14 protein-coding genes are annotated in these 21483 nt (G+C 48.3%); 1 reads left to right on the plus strand and 13 read right to left on the minus strand.

Going from position 1 to position 21483, the window contains the following annotated elements:
• Positions 1 to 71: 71 nt before the first annotated feature.
• The 6 genes from Q5076_RS09540 to Q5076_RS09565 form a co-directional block, all read right to left on the minus strand.
• The gene (locus Q5076_RS09540) at positions 72 to 1472 is read right to left on the minus strand and encodes an efflux transporter outer membrane subunit (protein WP_303012736.1); all 1401 of its coding nucleotides are present in this window, start codon (positions 1470 to 1472) and stop codon (positions 72 to 74) included.
• The gene (locus Q5076_RS09545) at positions 1469 to 4603 is read right to left on the minus strand and encodes an efflux RND transporter permease subunit (RefSeq protein ID WP_303012738.1); all 3135 of its coding nucleotides are present in this window, start codon (positions 4601 to 4603) and stop codon (positions 1469 to 1471) included. Before Q5076_RS09545 ends, Q5076_RS09540 begins: the two co-directional genes overlap by 4 nt.
• Before the next feature lie 12 nt (positions 4604 to 4615).
• Complete coding sequence (locus Q5076_RS09550; RefSeq protein ID WP_303012739.1) at positions 4616 to 5734, minus strand: efflux RND transporter periplasmic adaptor subunit; 1119 nt, start codon at positions 5732 to 5734, stop codon at positions 4616 to 4618.
• Positions 5735 to 5828: 94 nt separating this feature from the next.
• Positions 5829 to 6413 (minus strand): TetR/AcrR family transcriptional regulator, encoded by a 585-nt coding sequence (locus Q5076_RS09555; protein ID WP_303012740.1) that lies wholly within the window; start codon positions 6411 to 6413, stop codon positions 5829 to 5831.
• A 14-nt stretch (positions 6414 to 6427) separates the two neighbouring features.
• Positions 6428 to 7255 (minus strand): helix-turn-helix domain-containing protein, encoded by an 828-nt coding sequence (locus tag Q5076_RS09560; protein WP_303012742.1) that lies wholly within the window; start codon positions 7253 to 7255, stop codon positions 6428 to 6430.
• Positions 7252 to 8457 carry a multidrug effflux MFS transporter gene (locus tag Q5076_RS09565; RefSeq protein WP_303012743.1) on the minus strand — a complete coding sequence of 402 codons (1206 nt, stop codon included), beginning with the start codon at positions 8455 to 8457 and terminating at the stop codon, positions 7252 to 7254. Before Q5076_RS09565 ends, Q5076_RS09560 begins: the two co-directional genes overlap by 4 nt.
• Before the next feature lie 150 nt (positions 8458 to 8607).
• Between Q5076_RS09565 and Q5076_RS09570 the strand changes: the two genes are divergently transcribed.
• Positions 8608 to 9423, plus strand: a complete 816-nt coding sequence (locus Q5076_RS09570) for a helix-turn-helix transcriptional regulator (protein WP_303012744.1) — start codon at positions 8608 to 8610, stop codon at positions 9421 to 9423.
• 116 nt (positions 9424 to 9539) lie between these two features.
• Here the strand turns inward: Q5076_RS09570 and Q5076_RS09575 are convergent, their stop codons facing one another.
• The 7 genes from Q5076_RS09575 to Q5076_RS09605 all read right to left on the minus strand — a co-directional run bounded on the left by Q5076_RS09575 (position 9540) and on the right by Q5076_RS09605 (position 21109).
• Entirely contained in the window at positions 9540 to 11786 is a 2247-nt protein-coding gene (locus tag Q5076_RS09575) for a glycoside hydrolase family 3 C-terminal domain-containing protein (RefSeq protein ID WP_303012745.1), read from the minus strand.
• 290 nt (positions 11787 to 12076) lie between these two features.
• Entirely contained in the window at positions 12077 to 12403 is a 327-nt protein-coding gene (locus tag Q5076_RS09580) for a DUF2149 domain-containing protein (RefSeq protein WP_303012746.1), read from the minus strand.
• Positions 12400 to 13017: a MotA/TolQ/ExbB proton channel family protein gene (locus Q5076_RS09585; RefSeq protein ID WP_303012748.1), complete on the minus strand. Its 618-nt coding sequence runs from the start codon at positions 13015 to 13017 to the stop codon at positions 12400 to 12402. The genes Q5076_RS09580 and Q5076_RS09585 overlap by 4 nt, the downstream gene beginning before the upstream one ends.
• 35 nt (positions 13018 to 13052) lie before the next feature.
• Positions 13053 to 13754 (minus strand): hypothetical protein, encoded by a 702-nt coding sequence (locus Q5076_RS09590; protein ID WP_303012750.1) that lies wholly within the window; start codon positions 13752 to 13754, stop codon positions 13053 to 13055.
• A 47-nt stretch (positions 13755 to 13801) separates the two neighbouring features.
• Positions 13802 to 18202 (minus strand): cobaltochelatase subunit CobN, encoded by a 4401-nt coding sequence (locus tag Q5076_RS09595; protein ID WP_303012751.1) that lies wholly within the window; start codon positions 18200 to 18202, stop codon positions 13802 to 13804.
• 39 nt (positions 18203 to 18241) lie between these two features.
• The gene (locus tag Q5076_RS09600) at positions 18242 to 20503 is read right to left on the minus strand and encodes a TonB-dependent receptor (protein WP_303012752.1); all 2262 of its coding nucleotides are present in this window, start codon (positions 20501 to 20503) and stop codon (positions 18242 to 18244) included.
• 6 nt (positions 20504 to 20509) lie between these two features.
• Positions 20510 to 21109, minus strand: coding sequence for an HmuY family protein (locus Q5076_RS09605; RefSeq protein ID WP_303012754.1), 600 nt, complete (start codon positions 21107 to 21109; stop codon positions 20510 to 20512).
• Positions 21110 to 21483: the final 374 nt, after the last annotated feature.

Below are 21483 nucleotides of genomic sequence, written 5' to 3' on the forward strand. Positions count from 1 at the left end.
GAGAAAGCGCCGATATGGGAAGAGGCGGCTGTTTGCCGCCGCATGGGTAAAGAGTCCTTCCGCCGAATCCGTTATCCTTGCAATCTGTGTCCGGCGGGCTGTTTTTCATCCCGTCCTCCGCCAAGCGCATGATATAGATTGATAACCGCTTGCAATTGTTCGAAACGGTCGCCTACTTGCGAGATTTGCGCATCAAACAGCCCTTGTTGCGCAGTCAGGACTTCTAAATAAGTGGAAGTGCCTAAACGAAACAGTTCATGGGTGGAACGGACGGAATTTTCCAATGCCTTTACTTGTATGGTACGTTGTTCTTCTTTTTCGCCGGCGGACTGGAACAGATAAAGCGCATCGCTTACTTCACTTCCGGCATTGAGCAGGCTTTGTTTGAAAGAAAGCAAGGCTTCTTCTTGTTGGGCTTTCGCTATTTTCAGGTTGGCAATGTTTTTTCCTTTATTAAATAAAGGTTGTACTAACGAGCCGATAGCCGATACAAGAAACTTTCCCGGATTCAGGATGGTTTCGCCTACGCTGTTGGTCCAGCCGGCAGAACCGTTGAGCGTGATTTTCGGATAGAAGGCGGAACGTGCGGCATTGGTGCCGTAATAGGCTATTGCAAGAGCTGTTTCTGCCTGCTTTACATCCGGCCGGTTGGACAATAGTTGCAAGGGAACTCCCGATGAAAGGCGTTCGGGTACGGTGATGTCTTCCAGCTTGTTCCGTTCTATCTTGCCTGGGGTTGTGCCCAGCATGACGCATAAGGCATTTTCTGTTTCACGTATCTGACGTTTCAAGTCGAGTATCCCGGCTTCTACCGAGCGGTAGCCCGCTTCCGCCTGCGATACGGCCGCTTCATTCGTCATGGCCGCCTTTTTCATCTCACTCATAACCCGTACGCTTTCCTGCCAGCTTCCGGCAGTCACTTCGCTTATCTTGAGCTGCTCGTCAAGCATGAGCAATGTATAATAACTGTTGGCAATGGAAGCTATCAGGCTGGTTTGCACGGCTTGCCGGCAAGCTTCGCTTTGTTCCAATGCGGTTTTGGCTTTCCGCTTGGCATTCAGCAGGCTGCCGAACAAGTCAATTTCCCAACTTGCCGTAACGGGAAGCTGGTAGGTGCGGGTTGTTGCCGAATGGTTGAAACCGGATACTGTTCCTTGGGGGGCGAGGTTTAATCCTGGCAAATAAGAAAGCCTGGATGAAAGTAGCGCGGCTTCTGCTTCTTTGATGCGGAGGTGTGCTATCTGTAAATCCGTATTGTTTGCCAATCCCCGTTCTATCAGTTGTTGCAATTTGCTGTCCGTAAAGACCTCACGCCACGAGAGGTTTCCGAAACAGGCCGTATCCGCTTGTCCGGTGTCCGGTTCGCGATATAGGTTGTCCACTGGGATGTCCGGGCGTTCATACGCCTTGTAGATGTGGCAGCCGCTCAGCGAGCAAGCTGCCATGATATAGATAATCAATCTGCTTTTCATACTTGTTCTCTTATTTCTTTTTTATTTTTTCCCATAATCTTTTCATCTATCCATTGGAACGCGATGAAGAAACAGGGTACGGCAAACAGCAACGCCAATGTTCCGATAATCATGCCGCCGACCACGCCGCTGCCCAGCGAGCTGTTCCCCTTCGCGCCCACACCGCTGGCGAACATCAACGGAAGCAGGCCGAATATCATGGAAAATACGGTCATCAGGATGGGGCGCAAGCGCACCGTTGCAGCCGTTAATGCCGAGCGGGTAAGGCTTAATCCCGACCGGCGGCGTTCGGTGGCGTATTCGGTAAGCAGGATTGCAGTCTTGGACAATAGCCCGATGAGCATAATGAGTCCGGTCTGCAGGTAAATGTTGTTCTCCAGTCCCATGAACTTGGCGAAGATAAAACTGCCGGCAAGGCCGAACGGGACGGAAAGGATAACGGCAAACGGGATGAACAGGCTCTCATACAACCCGCAAAGCACAAGGTATATCAGTATGATGCAGATGGCGAAGATGATGACCGTATTGCTTCCTGTGCCGGCTTCTTCGCGTGTGATGCCGCCGAAGTCATACCCGTATCCCGAAGGAAGTACTTCGGCAGCTACTTCGCGGATGGCATTGATTGCATCGCCCGAAGAGTATCCTTCGGCAGCCGAACCGTTGACTGCGATGCTGCTGAACAGGTTGAAACGGGTGACCGATTCCGCACCGTAAACCTTAGTCAGCGTGACGAACTGGCTGAGCGGAGCCATAGCCCCGTCTTCAGTGCGCACAAAGATATTTTTCAGCGATTCCTTGTCCAGACGGTATTTCGGATCTGCCTGCACCATGACACGGTAAAGTTTGGTAAAACGGTTGAAGTTGGAAACATACGAACCTCCGTAGTAACCTCCCATCGCATCAAGCACATCGTTAGGAGATACTCCTGTCTTTTTGCATTTTACGGCATCCACTTCCACAAGGTATTGTGGAAAATTGATGTTGAAAGCGGTTTGTGCGGCCGCTATTTCAGGACGTTTGCGGAGTTCGGCAAGGAACTCCTGGCAAACATCGTACAGCTTGTTCAGGCTGCCTCCCCGTTTGTCTTGTATATAGCACTCAAAACCGCTGCTTTGTCCGTATCCCGGAATCATGGGAGGCGTAAAGACGAATACCTGTGCGTCGTTAATGTCCTTTGTCCGTTCATAAATGGTTTGTGTCAGGGTTTCCACGCTGTTTTCCTTGCCCGGTCGTTCGTCCCAGTGTTTCAGTTTCATAATAAACATGCCGTATGACGAACCTTTGCCGGACGTCATGCCTGAACCGGTAATTTTGGAATAATGCTCTATTTGAGGCAAATCCTTTATCTGTTCCTCAATTTTGTCCATGATGCGGCCGGTCTCTTCAATGGAGTTGCCCGGAGCGGTGATGACATCAATATAAGCCGTACCGACATCTTCCTGCGGGACAAGCCCGGTCTTTGTAGAGTGCATTAATGCGATAAGCAGAAGAATGCAGCCTCCGAATGCGCCCCATGTCGGCCAACGCCGTTTGACGAAAAACATGATTCCGCTCTTGTATCTTTCCGATATGCGGTTGAAAGAGGCTTCGAAAGCGATGCGGAACCGTTCGGAAAAAGTCTGTTTCCCGTTTTCCGGGTCGGGACGCATGATGAGCGAACACAGTGCCGGGCTGAGTGTCAGGGCGTTTACGGCGGAGATACCTACGGCAATCGCCATCGTGATGCCGAATTGCGTGTAGAATGTTCCGCTTGTGCCGCCCATGAAGGAGACAGGGATGAATACGACCATAAATACCAGCGTACAGGTGACGATTGCCGACGTAATCTCGCGCATGGCGTCCACCGAAGCCAGATAAGGCGATTTGTAACCGGTATCGAACTTGGCCTGTACTGCCTCGACTACGATAATCGCATCGTCCACCACCACGCCGATAGCCAATACCAGCGCAAACAGCGTCAACAGATTGATACTGAATCCGGCAATGGCGAGGAAAGCGAATGTCCCTACCAGCGAAATAATGATGGCGACTGCCGAAATAAGGGTGGAACGCAGGTTTTGCAGGAAGACGTAGGTAATCAGTATCACCAGGATAATCGCTTCGACGAGCGTTTTGATAATCTCATGGATACTCGCATCGAGGAAGTCTTTCGTACTCATCAGATGGGCAATCCTCACCCCTTTGGGCAGGTCTTTTTCAATACTTTCCAGGTATTCGTCAATCTGCCCTACCACTTCGTTTGCATTAGAACCGGCAGTTTGGAATACCATACAGGTGGCGGCCGGATGACTGTCTATCTGTCCGTCGATGATATAGTTCTGTGCGCCGAGTTCGATACTCGCCACGTCTTTCAGACGGAGCACTTCGCCGTCCGGCAGGGAACGGATGACGATGTTGCCGAACTCTTCCGGTTTTTCCAGCCGTCCTCTGTACTTCATGGTGTATTGGTGCACGTTGCCGGAATTTTCTCCCAGCGAGCCGGTAGCAGCTTCCAGATTTTGTTCGTTCAGCACATCTTCGATGTCCGAAGGCACTAGCTTATACTGCGCCATCACTTCGGGATTGAGCCAGATGCGCATGGAATAATCCGCACCCATGTTTACGATTTCACTGATGCCGGCTATCCGGAGAAGTGCCGGTTGGATGTTTATCTTCATATAGTTATTGAGGAACGTCTGGTCGTATGTATCGTCTTCACTGTAAAGTCCGAAGATTTTCAACAGGCTGTTTTGCCGCTTGATGGTGGTGACGCCTATTTGCGTGACTTCGGCAGGCAGCAAGCCTGTCGCTTTGCTCACCCGGTTCTGTACATTCACAGCGGCCATATCGGGGTCTGTCCCCTGTTTGAAATAAACGAGGATGGTGGCATCGCCGGTATTCGTCGCTTCGGAAGTCATATAGGTCATATTCTCTACGCCGTTTATGCTTTCTTCCAGCGGCACTATGACCGATTTCTGTAAGGTTTCCGCACTGGCTCCCGTATAAGAGGCGGATACCATGACGGTAGGAGGGGCAATGTCAGGATATTGTTCGACGGGCAAGGAAGAAAGCCCGATAAAGCCTACCAGCAGAATAGCGGTGGAAATCACTATCGAAAGGATGGGACGGTCTATAAATCGTTGTACATTCATAATTCACGGGTTTTAGTCGTTTGTTATTTCCGTTCCTTCTTTCATTGTGCCTACTCCTTCGGCAACTATCGTGTCGCCCTCTTCCAGTCCTTCGCTGACGATATAATTTTGTCCGTCGTCGACGGGAAAGATACTGATAAGCGTGGCAGTCGCCCGTCCGTGCACTACCTTATAGACGTACACTTTGTCTTGCACCTCGTATGTGGCGGTTTGCGGAATGACGATGCAGTCTTGCATTTCGTAAGGAAAGAGGAGCGTTCCGCTGCTTCCGCTCGGAATGATATGTTCTTTATTGGGAAAGGTGGCGCGCAGGCTGACCGCTCCTGTCGATGCTTCTACCATGCCGCTTACGGCATCTATCTTGCCTTTGTAGGCATATCGGCTGCCGTCGCTCAACAATAATTCTACCTGCGGCATCTGTCCGACAGCTTTTTCCAGTGAGCCGGATTGGCGGGCGAGGTTCAATATCTCCCGCTCCGTCATGGAGAAGTAGGCGTATATCTCCGAATTGTCCGATACGGACGTGATGGGAGTTTCGACAGACGGGCTGACCAATGCGCCTACCTTATAAGGTATCATGCCTATCTTCCCGTTTACGGGACTTTTCACGACTGTATAGGACAGGTCGTTCCGGGCGTTCTTCAATTCCGCTTCGGCAAGTGCGAGTTGGGCTTCATGGCTATGTAGCGTGTTGGCGGCAGTCTGTTTTTCAAGAAATGAAACGATGTCCTTGTGAAACAGGTTGGTTTTACTTTCCGATGCCAGACGGGCTGTAGCGACATTGGCTTCGGCAACTTTCACATTGGCTTCGGCTGTTTCGAGGGCTGCCTGGTAAGGTACCTGGTCGATGATGCATATCGGCTGCCCTTCGCGTACCGTCGCCCCTTCTTCCACGCAAAGTTCTGTAATGGTTCCTGATATTTGCGGGCGGATTTCCACATCTTGTTTGCCGCGCAGCGTGGCGGAATAACGGCTGTCGAGCCGTTTGGACGTGCGCATGATTTTCAAAGTCTCATACTTGGCGGAGGAGATTTTTTCTTCCGGTTCTGTTCCGCATGCGTTCAGGACAAGCAGTCCTAAACTGAACAGCGTTATCGCGCTGATACTAAATGGCGAGTTTTTTCTTTTCATCGTTCAACTGTCTTTTAATATGTTTCAGTGCAAAGGTCGGGACTTTCCTTTTGACCCGTTTGCCTTAAAAATTCATTGTTGTTTACTGATGAAGTCATGGATGAGATTGCCGGAAGGCTTGTTTCCCTTTCTCGGTGGAATATCCCATCAACATGGAATAGACTACAAACCGGGAAATGCCGTTCACCTTTTCTTTGGGATTGGCAACCCCGTTTTTTATATCTTCCAGGCGCATGCTCAGGAAGGTGGAAAACAGGAAGGTGTCAAAATCTTCGATACACAGTCCCATCGAAATGCATCCCAACAGCAGGTTATTAAAACGCACCCGTAACAGGGCGATGTATCTGTCCAACTCATGGTCGCACTCCGGAAACTGCCTCAAATCTCTGAAAAAGCAAGGATGGAAGGAAGTAAGGTAGCGGATGGAATGGGTATAGAGTTTGATTATGTGTTTCAATGGGGAGGTGAATTTCGACGCCAGGCGGTCGATGACTTCTTTTTCATTATCCATCTCGTATCTGATACAGGCCAGAAGAAAATCTTCCTTGCTGGAAAAGCGTTCATAAAGGGTCCGCTTGGAGATTTGCAGGCATGTTGCCACGTCGTCCATGCGGGTCGCTCTGATTCCCCGGTGCCGGAACAGGGTGACGGCTGTTTCGTAAATGTATTCTTCTTTCATTTTATCATGTATATTTAAAGTGTTATCTTATTGGTTGCCGTCCGCTCTCTCAGTAGAAGGGACGGTTGTATGCCGAAATGTGCTTTGAAACTGCGTGAAAAATGGGAAAAGCTCTCGAAACCGAGTTCTATCAGGAATACCGACGGTTTCAACTGTTTTTGTGTTATCAGCCGATAGGCTTCTTCCAGCCGCTTCGATAATAACCAGCGTCCGGGAGTTATTCCGAACTCACGCAGGAAATCCCTCCGGAAGGTGGAAAGGCTTCGTCCGGCAGCTTGCGCCAGTTGTTCCAGAGGAAGGTTTTCCCGGTAGTGGGTTTCCATGAAAGCCTTCAAGTTGGTTTTTTGTAAACGGTTCCTGTAATAAAACCAGCGGTGGAGTTCCGGGCAAATGCAAGTCAATACATTCAGGCATTCTTGTATTTTGATGCAGGTGAGTGGAATATTTGCCCGGAAATTATTGTTAATGCCGGCTGTAATGCCGGATATGAGACTCTGGAGCAGCAGGTGGTTCGGTATGGGAATGCAGTCCTGCCTTTCATCCGAAGGAGGAAAACAGGATATGAAATTGTGTAGTAAATAATCTGTTACCGCTTCTTCACTGATACGGATACATATGATTTGCATGTCCGTATCTGTATGGAACGTTATCGGTTCTCTGCGGGATATAATCCAGCCGCAGCCTTTTTCCAGAGGATGGGATGTTCCGCCTGCAAACATATTCCCTTTTCCGAGGCAGACATATGCAAACAGAAAGTCATTGCACCGGTATTGTGCCGGTTTCCCGGCAACGACCGATGTTTTATACATGACCGGATATTCCGGAACTGTCTTTTGCTTCATACTGTTTCCTCCTTGTCTTTTATGGCATTCGACAACGTGCCTGATGTCACGATGCAGGTACATATCCAGGCTCCGGCGCAGCACGCTACGATGATGATGCTTGTCGTATGGAGCATATTCCCCAAGCCGGTAAGCGGAGAAAGCGCTCCTCCGAACAGGAACATCAGGAAGCCCAACAAGGCTGAGGCATTGCCTGAGTTCCCGCGTTCCATGTCAAGCGCCAGCGTGGTGGAACTGGGTAATATCAATCCCAGGAAAAACAGGAAGGTAAAAAGCGCGCATTCTACGATGGCGGCCGGCGCATCGGTGACAAACAAGGCGGCTACCGCCAAACTGACAAGGCCAAAACCGATGACTCCCGTACGCATGGCCCGTGCCGCGTTGCTGAAACGCGAAACGGCAAGGCTTCCCAGCATGACAGCTATGGCATTCACTCCGAAGCAAAGGCTGTATGCTACGGGCGACAGCCCGTAATGGTTTTGGAATATGAAAGGAGAAGCCGCTATATAGGTGAACATTACTCCCATCGCAAAAGCCTGTACCAGTACATAACACATGAAACGGGTATTGCGAAGCACCGGTACGTAGTGTTGGAATGCAGAGAGTGCGCTGCCCGTCTCCCTCTGTTCTTTCGGCAGTGATTCTTTAAAGAACTGCAATATGAATATCAGTAGAATTCCGATAACCAACAGTATCCGGAAGATGCCTTTCCAGTCGGTTACTTGTAACAGAAAGCCGCCCAATACCGGTGCGCAAACGGGGGCAATTCCCTGTACGCTGCTCAGCAGGGAGAAGAAACGGGCCAATTCTTTGCCTTCGTAAAGGTCTGTAGCTATAGATTTGGAAATGACTACACCGCCTGCACCCGCTAATCCTTGTACCAGACGGAAAAATACGAACCAATAGATATCCGGTGCGTACAGACACCCTGATGTGGAAATGCAGAAAACGCCTAATGAGAGCAACAATAGAGGTTTCCTGCCATACCGGTCGCTCAAAGGCCCGATAATCAGTTGTCCTGCCGCTAATCCTACCATACTGAATGTCAGGCTCAGTTGCACCAGGGAGGCAGTCGTATGAAAATAACCGTTCAGAGCCGGAAGGGCAGGCAGGTAAAAGTCTGTGACGAAGGGACCGAATGCTGAGGTGACGCCAATCACCGCCAACAGGTAATTTTTTGAGTTTCTTACTTTTACATTCATTGTTTTTTCGTTTTTTGATTACGTTGCAAAGTTCCCCACTTTTGTCGGATAAGTTTCGTCCTAATCCAAGCTAAGATTGTTCAAATAGTGATAAACACGGGGCATTTTACAAACAATAATCTTATATTTGTTCCGTAATTTATTTTGTTTATGAACTATACGGATCAATTCGGCATCGTTCCGGTTACCGATGACATGGATTTGTTGTTTCCGGAGAATGATATGCGGCGTACCCGGATAGGCAGGGTTTGTTTCGTGCTCATACGGCAGGGGGGCGCACGGGTGGAAATAGACGGGAACGGCGTGTTGCTTCATGAAGGCTCGTTCGTATTCCTGTTGCCCAATGTGCTGCTTCATGGGCTGTCGCATACGGAAGATTTCCGGTTCGGGTATGTATTTTTCGATTTCGATTATTTGTCCGACTTTCCCCTGCTGCTGAAACCGGACATCTCCGACCGGGCAATCAACGCGCCCTGTCGGAACCTCGATGCGGAAACTTTCCATTTGATGGACAATTATTTCGATTTTATCGGCAAGCGTCACCGGAAAGGTGAAAACTGCCAGGCGGTCACGAAAGGACTGCTTTTCGCTCTTGTCATGGAGGTGAGCCGTTTTTATGCGGAGGGGAGTGCGGTGGTGGAAGTTTCCCGCCAGGATGAATTGGCGGACAGGTTCTTCCGTTTGCTGCATGTATATTATAAGGTGGAGCACAGCGCGGCATTCTATGCCGGCCGGCTCTGTGTGTCGGACAAACACCTGATGCGTACTGTCAAACGGAAAACCGGACGCACATTCCATTTCTGGCTTTCCGATTTCCTGATACGCGAAGCCAAATTGCAGCTCAAGACCACCGATAAGAGCATTACGGAGATTTCCGAAGAACTCCGTTTCCCGGACTCTTCTTTTTTCGCCCGTTTTTTCCGCAAGCATACGGGTGTCTCACCCTTACAGTTCAGAAAAGGTTGAGCGGGTTTTTCAGGCGGTTCGTGCAATCCGTTCCGGCGGAAGCCTTGAATTTCCAATCGGAGAAAGAGGTTGTCTCAAAGTGGAAAAGAATGAGACGGCCTCTGTAGGATAATCCGTTATTCCCCTTGTTTTAACGTATATTCTTTTGATAAGCGCATGTCTGCTGACGAAGCGCCTATGTGAAAGCGGAATGTTCTTGCAGGTAATTTCCATGTACCGGTAGTTTCATCGTATTGGTCGAGATAGGAAACGGGAATGCTGACGGTGATGTTTTCCGTTTGTCCGGGCGGAAGTTCCCGTGTTTTGGCAAAACCTTTCAGTTCTTTCCGCGGGCGGTTGTCTTTCATGCCTGGGATACTTGTGTAGACTTGTACGGTTTCTTTTCCTTTCATGTTGCCTGTATTGGTTATCCGGCAGGAAATAAGGACGGAATCTTCTTTTTGGCTTATCGTTAAATTGTCATAATCGAAAGTGGTGTAGGACAGGCCGTAGCCGAAGGGGTAAGATACCGGTTTCCGGTAGGTGTCATAGTAGCGGTAACCGACGAATAGGCCTTCTTTATAACGGACCGTATCCTGATTGGCATCGCTTCCTTTTACCGGGAAGCCGGAGGCGGACGGAACGTCTTCGTATTTTATCGGCCACGTCATCGGAAGTTTGCCCGATGGCGTGACTTTTCCCGTTAGAATATCGCAGATGGCATTGCCGCCTTCCTGTCCCGCCAGCCATGAGACGAGTATGGCGTCCGGCTGTTCTTTCCAGGAAGCAGTTTCTATGACTCCGCAAACGTTGAGTATGACTATGACTTTTTTCTTTTGTTCATGAAAAGCCTGACAGACTTTGTTTATCAGTTCTTGTTCTGTGCCGGTCAGCAGGAAATCATCTTTTATGTCGCGGTCAATTCCTTCGCCGGAAAGGCGTCCTAAGGTGATGATGGCTATGTCTTGCGATTGCGCCAGCCGTTGGATGGTGGAATTATGTATTTGCATTTCATTCACTCTCGGTATCGTTTTTTCCATTTCATAAGCAGGCAATTTGGCTGATTCCTGCTTTATATACTGCCTATACATTTCTTCAAGCTCGGCGTTTATCTTCAACCCGGCGTTTTCCAGGCCTTTTGCCAGTGATACGGTATAGGCGCTGTTCACGTCTCCGCTGCCTTTTCCTCCGGGAATAAGGTCGTATGACGAAATTCCGAAGACGGCTACTTTACAGCTACTTGTAACGTCCAGAGGCAGTGTGTTGCCTTCATTCTTTAAAAGCACCATCCCTTCCGAAGCTGCGGAACGGCTGACGGGGGCGTGGGCTTTCAAATCCGGCCGGTTGGTATAAGTCTGTTTTTGGAAGCGCGGGGTTTTAGTAATCAATTTCAATACGCGCTTTACATTTCTATCGATAACGGAGGCCGGTAATTTGCCGGATGTTACGGCATCGTTTATGCCGCATTGCTGTTTTTTCAATCCGGGCATTAGCAAATCGTTTCCTGCATACATTTGTTTAACGGGATTCGTCCCGCCGAACCAGTCGGACATGACTATTCCCCGGAATCCCCATTTCTTGTGTAACAACGTATCGAGCAATGCCGGGCTTTCCGATGTGTATGTTCCGTTCAGCCTGTTGTAAGAGCTCATCACTGTCCAGGGTTTGGCTTCGCGGACGGCTATCTCGAATGGTTTCAGGTAAAGTTCGTGAAGTGCGGCGGGGGATACCTGTGCATTATATTCCCTGCGGTTGGTTTCCTGATTGTTCAAGGCGAAGTGTTTGAGGGAGGTTCCTACTTTGTTTTGCTGGATACCGGTAATCATGGCTGCCGCCGATTTTCCCGATAATACGGGGTCTTCCGAAAAATACTCGAAATTACGGCCGCACAGCGGGTTTCTCATAATGTTTGTGGCAGGGGTAAGCAAGATATCCACTCCGTATTCACGGGCTTCGTTTCCCATAGTGCGTCCGACGGATTTTATCAGTTTGGTGTTCCAGGTGGACGCCAGCGAAGTGGCAATGGGAAATTGTGTACAATAGAACGTACTGTCAGTTCCTTTACGGAAAGGTGAGATTCGCAATCCTGCCGGTCCGTCGGCAAGTACAATCGAAGGGATTCCCAAACGTGGTACGGCATGGGTTATTCCGGCCGCTCCCGGCACTATTTTCTGCGTGTTGCCTATGACTGCCGGCGGTATGCTGTCTGCTGTTTTCGGCATGTCGTCATCGCCCGAACCGACCAACAGGCTGATTTTCTCGCTCAATGTCATTGCGGAAACTGTTTTTTCTATTGAATCCTTGCTCAATTGCGGCAAATCTTGTGCCATCGTACCTTTCATTAAACCGAAGGAACATGTAGCCATGAGAATCATTTTCTTCATACGAATTCTTTTTAATAAATTGTTATTGTGAATTACACGGCAAAGTTCCGTCAATTGGGGAAAAAAGATTAGTCTGGAAAGTTCAAACCTGTTTGCCTGAGAAAGTCAGATTCGGAAAAGGTGTTTTTGGGTGTTGCCTGGCGGGAATTGTTTGTTTGGCTTCGGTTTTTAACCGGTCCCGTTCTTTTTCCGGTGTTCCGGATATCCGGAAGGGGAGTCTTGAAAAAGAACTGCACGGATGCTGTCCTGTGTGCAGGCATTATCCGTGCAGTGTTGAGGTTATATGAGTATCATTCGGGAACGTATATTATTTCCCCGTTGTCCAGTTCATAAGCGATACCGACTTTTTTACCGCGTTTTCCCTCTTTCTTGTCCTGGTTTTCCGAGGGAGTGTACCGGTTGATTTTCTCTCCTTCTTTGGTGATGATTTCCATGTTTTCCTTACCCGGATTTTTTACCATGGTGAAATCTTCCTGGGAGAATACTTCCGTCATATTGTACCGGCTGACAAGAGCAACCATTAAGGCTACTGCAAAGACCATTGCGACGTCGAACAAATTGGATACTACGCTGATTGGGTCGGCGTCTTCTTCTTTTCGTAACAGGTTATGTTTCATTTTGCAGCCGGTTTAGTAGTTGTACGGTTTTCATTCAGAAGTTCGGAAATGAATTCCAGGTTAGTCATATCTTGCAGGTACCAGCGTTGCTTTACCTGTTGTGTCAGGAAACCTACGGCTCCCGCTACCAGCCCGACCACGGTGGTCGCAAAAGCTATTTGCATGTTGTAAGCCATGGAAGCGATGTCACCGCTTGCCAGTCCTGCCAGGGCGGGTCCCATCGGAATCAATGTTCCCATTAGCCCCAGGATAGGGCCCAGTTTAGTCAGTGTCTTGGAGATGGCGAGGTCTTTGTCCGCCGCAATTTCGAAATTAGCCAGCAGGCGCTGTACTTGTGCGGGGGTGTCGCGGGCATCCAATACTTGATGCATATACAGGATGACGAGCGATTTTGATTTTTCCGGCAATTTTGATTTCAGTTCTCCTACTGTTTCAGAGGTCAGTTTTCCCAATTCGTTACGGAGCAAGGCTTCGGTTTTGCGGATGGTCATGTATTGTCCGTAAAAACTGCCGGCAAGCAGCAATGCCCGGCAAAAGAGAATGATTAATAATACGATGACAGGAACGAGTAATCCTGTTGAAATCCAGTATAAAATATCCGATATGAAATTCATGTTGTTTATTATTTAATAGGTAATTGAATTATTTCTTATTGTTTTACGTTTTTCCGTTTGTTTCTGTTCCGGAAGTTCCACCAGGCAAGGCCGATGATTCCTCCTGCCAAAGCGATAGCCAGGACTCCTGCCAATGCTTTCCAGTCTATTTCACTGACACCGGCGGCCGAGGTCCTTCCGTTGACGGTGGCTACAATCCCCAGGATGGCTACCAGTGCATTTGTCAGGAAAAACAGTTCGAGGCGCAGTTCCTTTTCCGGCAGTAGATAGAGCAACAGGTATCTGCCGGCGGGAACGGCTGCCAGGATGAAAGCGGCATAGCTCCAGGCTATGGTCTGGAAGGAACTGCCCGGGAAAGCAAAAATAAGGTACACCAGGCCGCTGAATAGGACCGGGAAAATCAATAAGCCCGGAAACCAGCGGAGGAAACGGTACATTACAATCGTACGCGGTTTGACCGGATAATCGTTCGCCACATGAACGGCTAACATGGCATAGGCCATCTGCACGCAGACTTCCACGCTAAGCAGTACGGCAGTGTCCAACATTAGGGGTTGGTTGCTAAGCCAGTTCGCTATCTGGGTCTTGGATTGTTCGATGGCATAAGGCCACATGAATCCGGCAAACACGGCGCAGATAACAGCGATAATGCATACCGCCGTTAGTTTCCAAAATGTTTGCTTCAACAGGAAGTTGAATGCCGTCAGAAGCATAAGTACAAGAACAACTGTATCCATTTTCTTTATAGTTACAAATTACGGGTTATAAATTGCAGGCTCCTGTCTTATAGTTGGTTGCTTTTGCGACGTTTGCGTACGAAGACTATCAAGGCCAGTATGGCAATGGCTACGGCGATACCGACTGCTACATTGCTTAGCGTGTTGGTTTGCTCTTCGGCGGCCTGGTTCATTTCTTCTTTTTTCATAACCACTCCTTTGTCGTTGCCGCTTGTTTTCGCTTCACGGATTCTGGAGATATTCTCTTTGTATTGCGCGGCTGTCTTTGCATCTGTTTTGGAACTGATGTAATCGCGTAATTTGGCATTGTCACACACAAAACCGGAACAGGAGGGACGATAGGTGTTGACTATCTCCGTGTGTAGCTTGCTCAGCTCGGCCACTTGTTCCTCACTTGCTTTCCATAATCCTTTACGGGCGCTTTCGAGCATGACGGCCGTCATTTCTTCTAGTGCGGCGGGATTCTGTTGCTCGAAATATTTCTTTACTCCCAGATTGAATCCGTCTTTTACATATACATTGTAAATGTTATCCCAAAGCTCTTTATCGATGGCGGCGGGTTTCATCACGTTCCATCCGTAAGTGTTGGTGATAACTTCGGCGAATTCGCCTGCTGAAGAAGCTCCTCCTTTCATTTTCTCTTTGATATAGGCAGGATTCAGGATGGTGGTACGGCTCTCTACGCCGACAGCTTCTTTGAGTTCTTGCATCTTCATGTTGTTACGGTTGCGGTAGTCGCTGAGGTAGGCATCCGGGTCTTTGCCGGTTACGTTGCGTACGGCAAGGTTCATGCCTCCCATGAATTCATATACATGGTCCAGGCTTAAAGCCCCCCATGTATTGCTTTGACGCGGTTGTACCACTACGTCCGTACGTGTCAGCGCGGCTTCGAAAGCGAATTTCTGGAATGTCTCCCAGTTTTTCTCACTGCCGTAGTAGGCTCCCATATTATTGAGATAGGTATCGGCAATCTCCGATTCGTTTTCCCACCGGTCGCCGGATTCCACCATTTCCTGGATGCCGGTGCCGTACATGCCGTTAATTCCGCCGAATACACGGAAAGCCGAGATTTCCCTGGCGTCTTTCGGGCTCAGGCCTTTTTCTGTCAAGACCCGTTCGGTTTCAATGATGCTTGCCGCCACTTGATTCTCGTATGTGTCGTTTTTCGCACCGGCGGCCATTTCCACCGCACGATTAATCAGGAACAGGCGGGAAGCTGCAATATCGCGGAGCTGGCCGGAGGTTTGGACTACCACGTCGATGCGCGGGCGGCCCAGTTCTTCCGAAGGAATCAGTTTCAAATCGCTGACACGGCCGAAAGCGTCTCTGACAGGTTCCACACCGAGCATATAAAGTACTTGTGCAATCGTTGCCCCTCCCGTTTCGATAAACTCGGACGACCAGAGGGTATAGCTGACCTTACGTGGTATGGAGTCGTTATGGCGTTGCTTGTAGGTTTCAATGGTCTGTTTGGCTAAGGCAATGCCTTTTTCCCATGCGGATTCGGTCGGGGTGGCTTCGGCATTGATGGCGTACATGTTACGTCCTGTCGGCAATGCATTGGGATTGGCTATGGGGTCGCCTCCCGGAGTAGGGGCGGTGTAGCCGCCTTTCAATGCATTCATCAGGCTGCCCAGTTCTTTTTCGGGACTTGTAAGAAGTGCATTTTTATAGTTTCCTACATTCTTGACGGTACGTTCCACTTCTGTCACTGCCAAGGCAAATTCTATTTCTGCTTTGCTATATTCTTTGGCGTTTTTTCCCATAGCGGCCATCATGCCTTTCATACCCTGCATTCCTTGCGGTTTCTCCGGTTTTCCGTTCTTCTCCGTTTTATCGGCGATGTTTGGAGATTCCGCCTTTCCCTTATTCGCTTTCATGGCGGTTTCCATCTTCTTTATGGCTTCCGGAGTCGCTCCCATTGTTTTGGCTATCTCCATTGCTTTTTCCCTGTCCATGCCGGCTCCCATTTTTCTCATGGCTTCTTTCATGCTTTCAGGTATTTTCCCGTGAGGAGACTTTTCACTTTGCGCGGGATGTGCTCCTGTTGTTTTTTCCTTGTCAGCCTTGTCTTGTTTTGCTGCCGCCGCCATCATCATAGCCAGCATTCCTTTCGGAGCGTTTCGGTCCGCTTCTATTTGCCGCGCTTTTGCAAGTTCCTGCGGAGTGATTCCGGCGGTGCGGCAAATCAGTTCGTCGGTTGCCTGGGCGGGGTTGGCTATCAGCTTTTCTACTAATTGGCGTGCGGGATTCAGGTATCGCTGCGTGAACAGGCTGCGGTGTTTGCTGACGGCATCGGTCGCCTTGCCCCGTTGTTTGTCAAGGGCCAGGAGGCTGTATGCAATGGGTTCTGTCGCCATGGCATAAACTGAGGAAGTGATTCTTTCCGGTTCGTACGGAACTCCCATCGTATAGAGTTGGCCGGTGATTTTTTCCGTAGCCAGTTCTTCCGCAAAGTTCTCGATACGGGCAATTTCATCTTCCGTATAGGGTTGGTTGGCAATGCTGTCTAGGCCCAAATCCCGGTGGATTCCCATTTCTACGGTCAATGTCTTGACGGCTAATGATTCTTGGGTTTTGTCGTTTTTGGCGGAATTATTGTAAATCTTGATTTTTTCCATCAATTCACGGTAGATGCCGCGCACACTGCTTTCAAGGAAAGGAGGGGTGAGGTATGATTGCAATGTTGCATAAGAACGGCGTTTAGCCATCATTCCTTCGCCTACATTCCCGATAGAGTAAATATAGAAGTGAGGAACAGCCCCGACTAAACGGTCAGGCCAATCGTTGCTGCATAAGGCAACCTGTTTTTTAGGAGTGAACTCCAGGCTGCCGTGTGTTCCGAAATGGATTAATGCGTCGGCTTTAAAACCGTGTTGCATCCACAGGTAAGAGGCGATGTAGGTGTGGGGAGGAGCGGCATTCGTTCCGTGGACTACCTGGAAAGAGTTGTCTCCGCTTCCGGCGGCATTTTGCGGCATCAGCACGACATTGCCGAATTGCAGCCGGGCTACTCCCAAACGTCCGTCGGAAGTTACCATATAGTTTCCGGGAAACTCGCCGTTGGCAGCGACGACTTCCGCATATTTTTCGGGACGGAGGGATTCTTTTACCCAACTTTCATATTGTTCTTTAGTGATTAGTTCCGGATTTCCGTTTTTCATGAATTCGTCGAAAGCTCCTTCGGCATACGGATTGAATACCGAACCTTGCGCTTGTATCATTCGGGTCAGTTCTTCCGCACTGGCGGGAAGGCCGGATACATTGTATCCTTCCTGTTTCATGCGGAGCAGGAGGTTGTAGAGCGAGGGCACTACTTCCATTCCGGCAGCGGTCAAGGCATTTTGTCCCGGACCTTTGTAATAAAAGATAGCTACCTTTTTGTCTTTATTGGGTTTTGTTTCCAGGTTCAGATAGTTGTTGATTGTGGAAACGAAAGTTTTTAAGCGTTCGGGGATTGCGTAGGAGTGTCTCAGCCCTTCTTTGTCCTCATACTGGGCAAAGAGTGCGAAAGGCCGGATAGCGCCGTCTATTTCCGGTGTTACAATGCTTTGTGACATGAAACCGCCGGACATTCCCAACGGGTCTTTTTCCCATTCGTCCACGAGGCTGTTGATGGTAAGAGGGGCGAAAAGCAAGATGTTTTCCGCTTTCAGATATTCTACCATCTTGTCGCCCATACGCCCGTGCGCCATATTGATGATGGCATCGGGCCGTATTTCGTTAATGAACGACATGAATCTTGTCATTGACTGGACCGGATAAACGTTATAGCCTTCTTTTTCGAGTGCTTCGATGAGCCCGGTGGCATCTGCCATTTGTCCGGTAATCATGATTTTCCGCGCTCCTTCTTTATAAAGGTTGTTTTTCTTCATGAATGCCTCATAGTCGGTGACGGTAAGGAATTCATGTTCGTCGTCCGGATTATCGGTTCCTGCGTGATACAGCATATCGCTCGGCCTTTCTATCGGTTCTTCTATTTCCGGTACGGATGACACTTTCCCGTCAATGAACTTGCGGATGTAGTTCAACATGTTCCGGTAGTTGGCTTTTCCTCCGTTGCTCAGATAACCGCGTATCAGGTTTTCTTGAACGCTGTCGAGGTTACAGATATTATTGGCGGGATTGGTAGCCATGGAAGTATATACCGGAATTCCCTTATCGGCAGCCTGCTGTATTTGCTGACGTTGTTCTTCGATAATCCGCAATCCCATGCCGTTGATAAACACCATGTCGTAACCGGTCAGGCGGTCAAGAGCGTCGAGAGATACTTCACTCAGTTTGACGGATGAATTATCGTTGGCTTTCGATATGCTTCCCTGTTGTATGGTCTGGAAGTTGACGAAAGCAATCCTTGTGGCGCTGAACCAGGTGTTCCATACGGATATCCCTATCAGCGCTGCTGCAACGATGCATACCCCTAAGATGATTTTACTTTTCTTTTTCATTTCTCTTATTTTTAGCTTTGTATGTAGTTCGGTAATTTTTTATAGTTTGAATAAGTCTGCTAAATTGATGGATACGGTACCGATAAAGCCGATTCCCTGTTCAGGTATCTGGATACCGGCATCTGCCGATTTGTCTTTGTAGTTGAACAGGTTGTCTATGCCCAGGCTCACAGAGATTCCGCGCGGGAAGCGCGCACTTGTGTTCAGGGTACAGATAGTACGGGCATCGTAGTTATATTCGGTAATCGTATGTTCTGTTGCGTCATACTGGTTGGTGTGCAGTTTGGAACTCCATTGGCCGTATAGTGCGACGGATGTGTCTACTTTTCCGAATTTATGCTGGAAAGAGGCGTTGAATGTCACGCTATGCGGGCGTGTGAGTGATAAGTTGTAGCCTTGGTACTCTTCTTTTTCATGTACGTATGCATAAGAACCTTGTAACATCAATCCGCAATCCGTTCTTATACGTGCGATGGCTTCCATGCTCACACTCTCGGAATTGTCGGAATTCATGTATTTCATGTCCGGCATCCTTTTCCCGTCTTCAATGTATTCCAGAGTGCCCAATATGATTTTGTTTTTGAATTTGTTGTAATAACCGGATAGTGAAGCGTAGAATATGCCTTTGTTCACTTCTCCGGATAGTGAAAACTGGTAACTGTTTTCTGCTTTCAGGTTTTCGTCTCCGTGAATGGTAAACATTCCCAGTCCTCCCATATCGTATTCTTCGTACAATTCTTTTAGGGTGGGGGTGCGGTATCCTTGTGCATAACCTGCGCGTAACGTGAGCAGTTCTACGGGTTTGTACATTGCGGATATCTTCGGAGTTACGCGGAGATGGTATTTTGAATGGTAGTCTGTGCGTACCCCTGCGATTACATTGATTTTATCCGATACTTTCCAGTCTTCCTGCAGGTAGATGACGTAAGACTGCTGGTTGTAGTTCGTGCTGTCTTTGAACATATAATGTTTCAGATATTCAAAATTCGCCTCTACTCCTGCGGTAAACGTATGCCGGTCGTTGAAGTTTCCGGTATAGTTCAAACGTGCGGTCTGTACGAAGTTCTCATAGTTTTTCTTGCTGTATCCCGCTAAAAAGTAGTCTATGTCTTTTCTGTAATTGTCGAACACATAGGAAAAGTCGAGCCTGTGGTCGGCATTGAAAAGATAGTTTAATCTTGCACTTATCGTGTAGTTGGAGAAAATATCGTTTGTTTTGGCATTGGCGGTAGCGTTATCGCGTTTATTGCGGTAGTATGTACCTTTTATTTCTCCTTTGAGCTGGTCAGTGAAGGCATAACCGAATTTTTGGGAAGCGTCCCAGATTTGGTATCCGCGGATGGTGGAGCTGTATGAACTGACGTCTTTGCTCGTTGAACCGTCCGGGTTGATAATCGTTCTTTCGGTTTCGCTGTCATCTGAAATGGTATAGGTGTCTTTTCTTCTATGGGAAATCGTGGTGAAAGAGGAGAAACGGCTTTGCTTGGTTCCGCCGGAAACTGTATATTTCTGTCCGCTGTTATTGCCGTAGCGGGCGTTTATGTTGCCGGAAAAAGGCCTGTTTGCGCTTTTGGTGATGATATTAATCACGGCTCCCAGGGCATTTGATGCGTAAAGGGTCGATTGGGCGCCTTTCACTACTTCGATGCGTTCGATGTCGTCTATGTTGAAACGGCTGAAGTCGGGGTTGTGGTCGGAGCCTTCACCGCTGATACGTTCGCCGTCGACCAGGAATAACAGGTATTCGCCGCTCATTCCCTGGTAGGTGATTTCCGGCAGTTTGCTCATGGAGTTGTAACTGAATTGGATGCCGGGCAGTTCATACTGCAAGAGGGTTTCTATATCCATCGGGTTGAGCGCCTGGATTTCTTTCTGTCCGATGACCCTGGTTAGTACGGGAACGTCTTTTAAGGGCTTTTCCGTCCGTGTTCCGGTCACTACTACTTCCTCCAATGAGCTTTGGGTAGGTTGCAGGCGTATTACGATGCGGTTGGAGGAGTCTTGGGGGGTGATTTTATATTCAGCGGGAGTGTACCCGATATAACTGGCTCTTAATACGGGAAATTCCTTGTCTCTGGTGACTAAATTGAATTCTCCTTGCGTGTTGGTTCCGGCACCGATAGTGGTGCCTACCACTACTACGGAAGCTCCCGGCAGGGGAAGTCCGTTTTCGTCCACTACGATTCCTTTGATGTGGCGCGCACTTAAGTCCTCATTGTCATTTTCGTGGAAACGTCCTGTCTCCGCTGTTAAATACAGTGTAGACAGGACGCATAACAACGTCGTGAATATTCTTTTCATGATTTTTTATTTGACGGGGTATTCGTAGTTAAAGGTTACATGTCCTTTCACATTGTCTGCATTGGCATAGTCTGTAAATTGGAGTTTGGCATATGTGCCGTCCTTACATTTTAAGATGAATACTTTGTTTGTCGTAGTCAGTGTGCCGGACATTGCATCTCCTTCCGTCCATGCCATTTGAGTGTTGACATGAGTTTTTATGTAGTCTTTGTCTTGTGGAGGCATGTTGAAGTTTATAAGGACTTTCTGGTCGTTCTCGTCGGCTACATAACCGCTTGTAGGTATGGAAGTGACTTGGCTCATATCTGTCATTTCCGTTTGGACTACGGAACCGCCGTTCGTTTTTACTTCCGTATAACGGTGTATGGCAATCTGCCAGTCGATAGTCACTTTGGATTCGTCGTCTTCTCCTTCCATTGTGACAGCCTGGGAATTGCCGTCTTTTAAGTTTACATATATCCACTGGTCGTAGGCTGTAGCATTTACCGTCATCGTTTTGAAGTTGGTTTCATTGTTGTTGTCGTCATCGTCATTGCTACATGCGGTAAAAACTGTTGAAAGCGATAGTGCCATGACGGCGACTATCCAAAAGTTTAATATTTTCATTTTAATAGATAATGATTAGATAATTAATTGAATTTTCAGCCGCAAAGGTACTTGGATATGCAAAGGACGACAATACCTAAAAAAAATGAAAAAGGATAGGCGAGGTAATGATATATAGGTACAGTAAATGAATGTGTATGTTTTTCAATGATTATTATTTGCTAATTTTATTATTAAAATATAAAAATGGAAAGAAGCGGAAAACTGTTGTCAGAAGGCGGTACATCGGTGCGGATTAATTTTATAAAGACAATATTATTTACTATATATCCATGCGCTTGGCTTGTCAGGTATATTTTCTTTTTAAAAAGTAGCCATAAATAACGTGAGTTCGACGAATTGTAAGTACTTGAAAATTTGGTGATTAGCGAAAA

The sequence above is a fragment of the uncultured Bacteroides sp. genome (assembly GCF_958445495.1).
In the GTDB taxonomy this organism is placed as follows: Bacteria; Bacteroidota; Bacteroidia; order Bacteroidales; family Bacteroidaceae; genus Bacteroides.

Excerpts from the sequence above, each read along its gene's own strand:
- Q5076_RS09540 (WP_303012736.1), bottom strand. The coding sequence starts at position 1,472 with ATGAAAAGCAGATTGATTATCTATATCATGGCAGCTTGCTCGCTGAGC.
- Q5076_RS09545 (WP_303012738.1), bottom strand. The coding sequence starts at position 4,603 with ATGAATGTACAACGATTTATAGACCGTCCCATCCTTTCGATAGTGATT.
- Q5076_RS09550 (WP_303012739.1), bottom strand. The coding sequence starts at position 5,734 with ATGAAAAGAAAAAACTCGCCATTTAGTATCAGCGCGATAACGCTGTTC.
- Q5076_RS09555 (WP_303012740.1), bottom strand. The coding sequence starts at position 6,413 with ATGAAAGAAGAATACATTTACGAAACAGCCGTCACCCTGTTCCGGCAC.
- Q5076_RS09560 (WP_303012742.1), bottom strand. The coding sequence starts at position 7,255 with ATGAAGCAAAAGACAGTTCCGGAATATCCGGTCATGTATAAAACATCG.
- Q5076_RS09565 (WP_303012743.1), bottom strand. The coding sequence starts at position 8,457 with ATGAATGTAAAAGTAAGAAACTCAAAAAATTACCTGTTGGCGGTGATT.
- Q5076_RS09570 (WP_303012744.1), top strand. The coding sequence starts at position 8,608 with ATGAACTATACGGATCAATTCGGCATCGTTCCGGTTACCGATGACATG.
- Q5076_RS09575 (WP_303012745.1), bottom strand. The coding sequence starts at position 11,786 with ATGAAGAAAATGATTCTCATGGCTACATGTTCCTTCGGTTTAATGAAA.
- Q5076_RS09580 (WP_303012746.1), bottom strand. The coding sequence starts at position 12,403 with ATGAAACATAACCTGTTACGAAAAGAAGAAGACGCCGACCCAATCAGC.
- Q5076_RS09585 (WP_303012748.1), bottom strand. The coding sequence starts at position 13,017 with ATGAATTTCATATCGGATATTTTATACTGGATTTCAACAGGATTACTC.
- Q5076_RS09590 (WP_303012750.1), bottom strand. The coding sequence starts at position 13,754 with ATGGATACAGTTGTTCTTGTACTTATGCTTCTGACGGCATTCAACTTC.
- Q5076_RS09595 (WP_303012751.1), bottom strand. The coding sequence starts at position 18,202 with ATGAAAAAGAAAAGTAAAATCATCTTAGGGGTATGCATCGTTGCAGCA.
- Q5076_RS09600 (WP_303012752.1), bottom strand. The coding sequence starts at position 20,503 with ATGAAAAGAATATTCACGACGTTGTTATGCGTCCTGTCTACACTGTAT.
- Q5076_RS09605 (WP_303012754.1), bottom strand. The coding sequence starts at position 21,109 with ATGAAAATATTAAACTTTTGGATAGTCGCCGTCATGGCACTATCGCTT.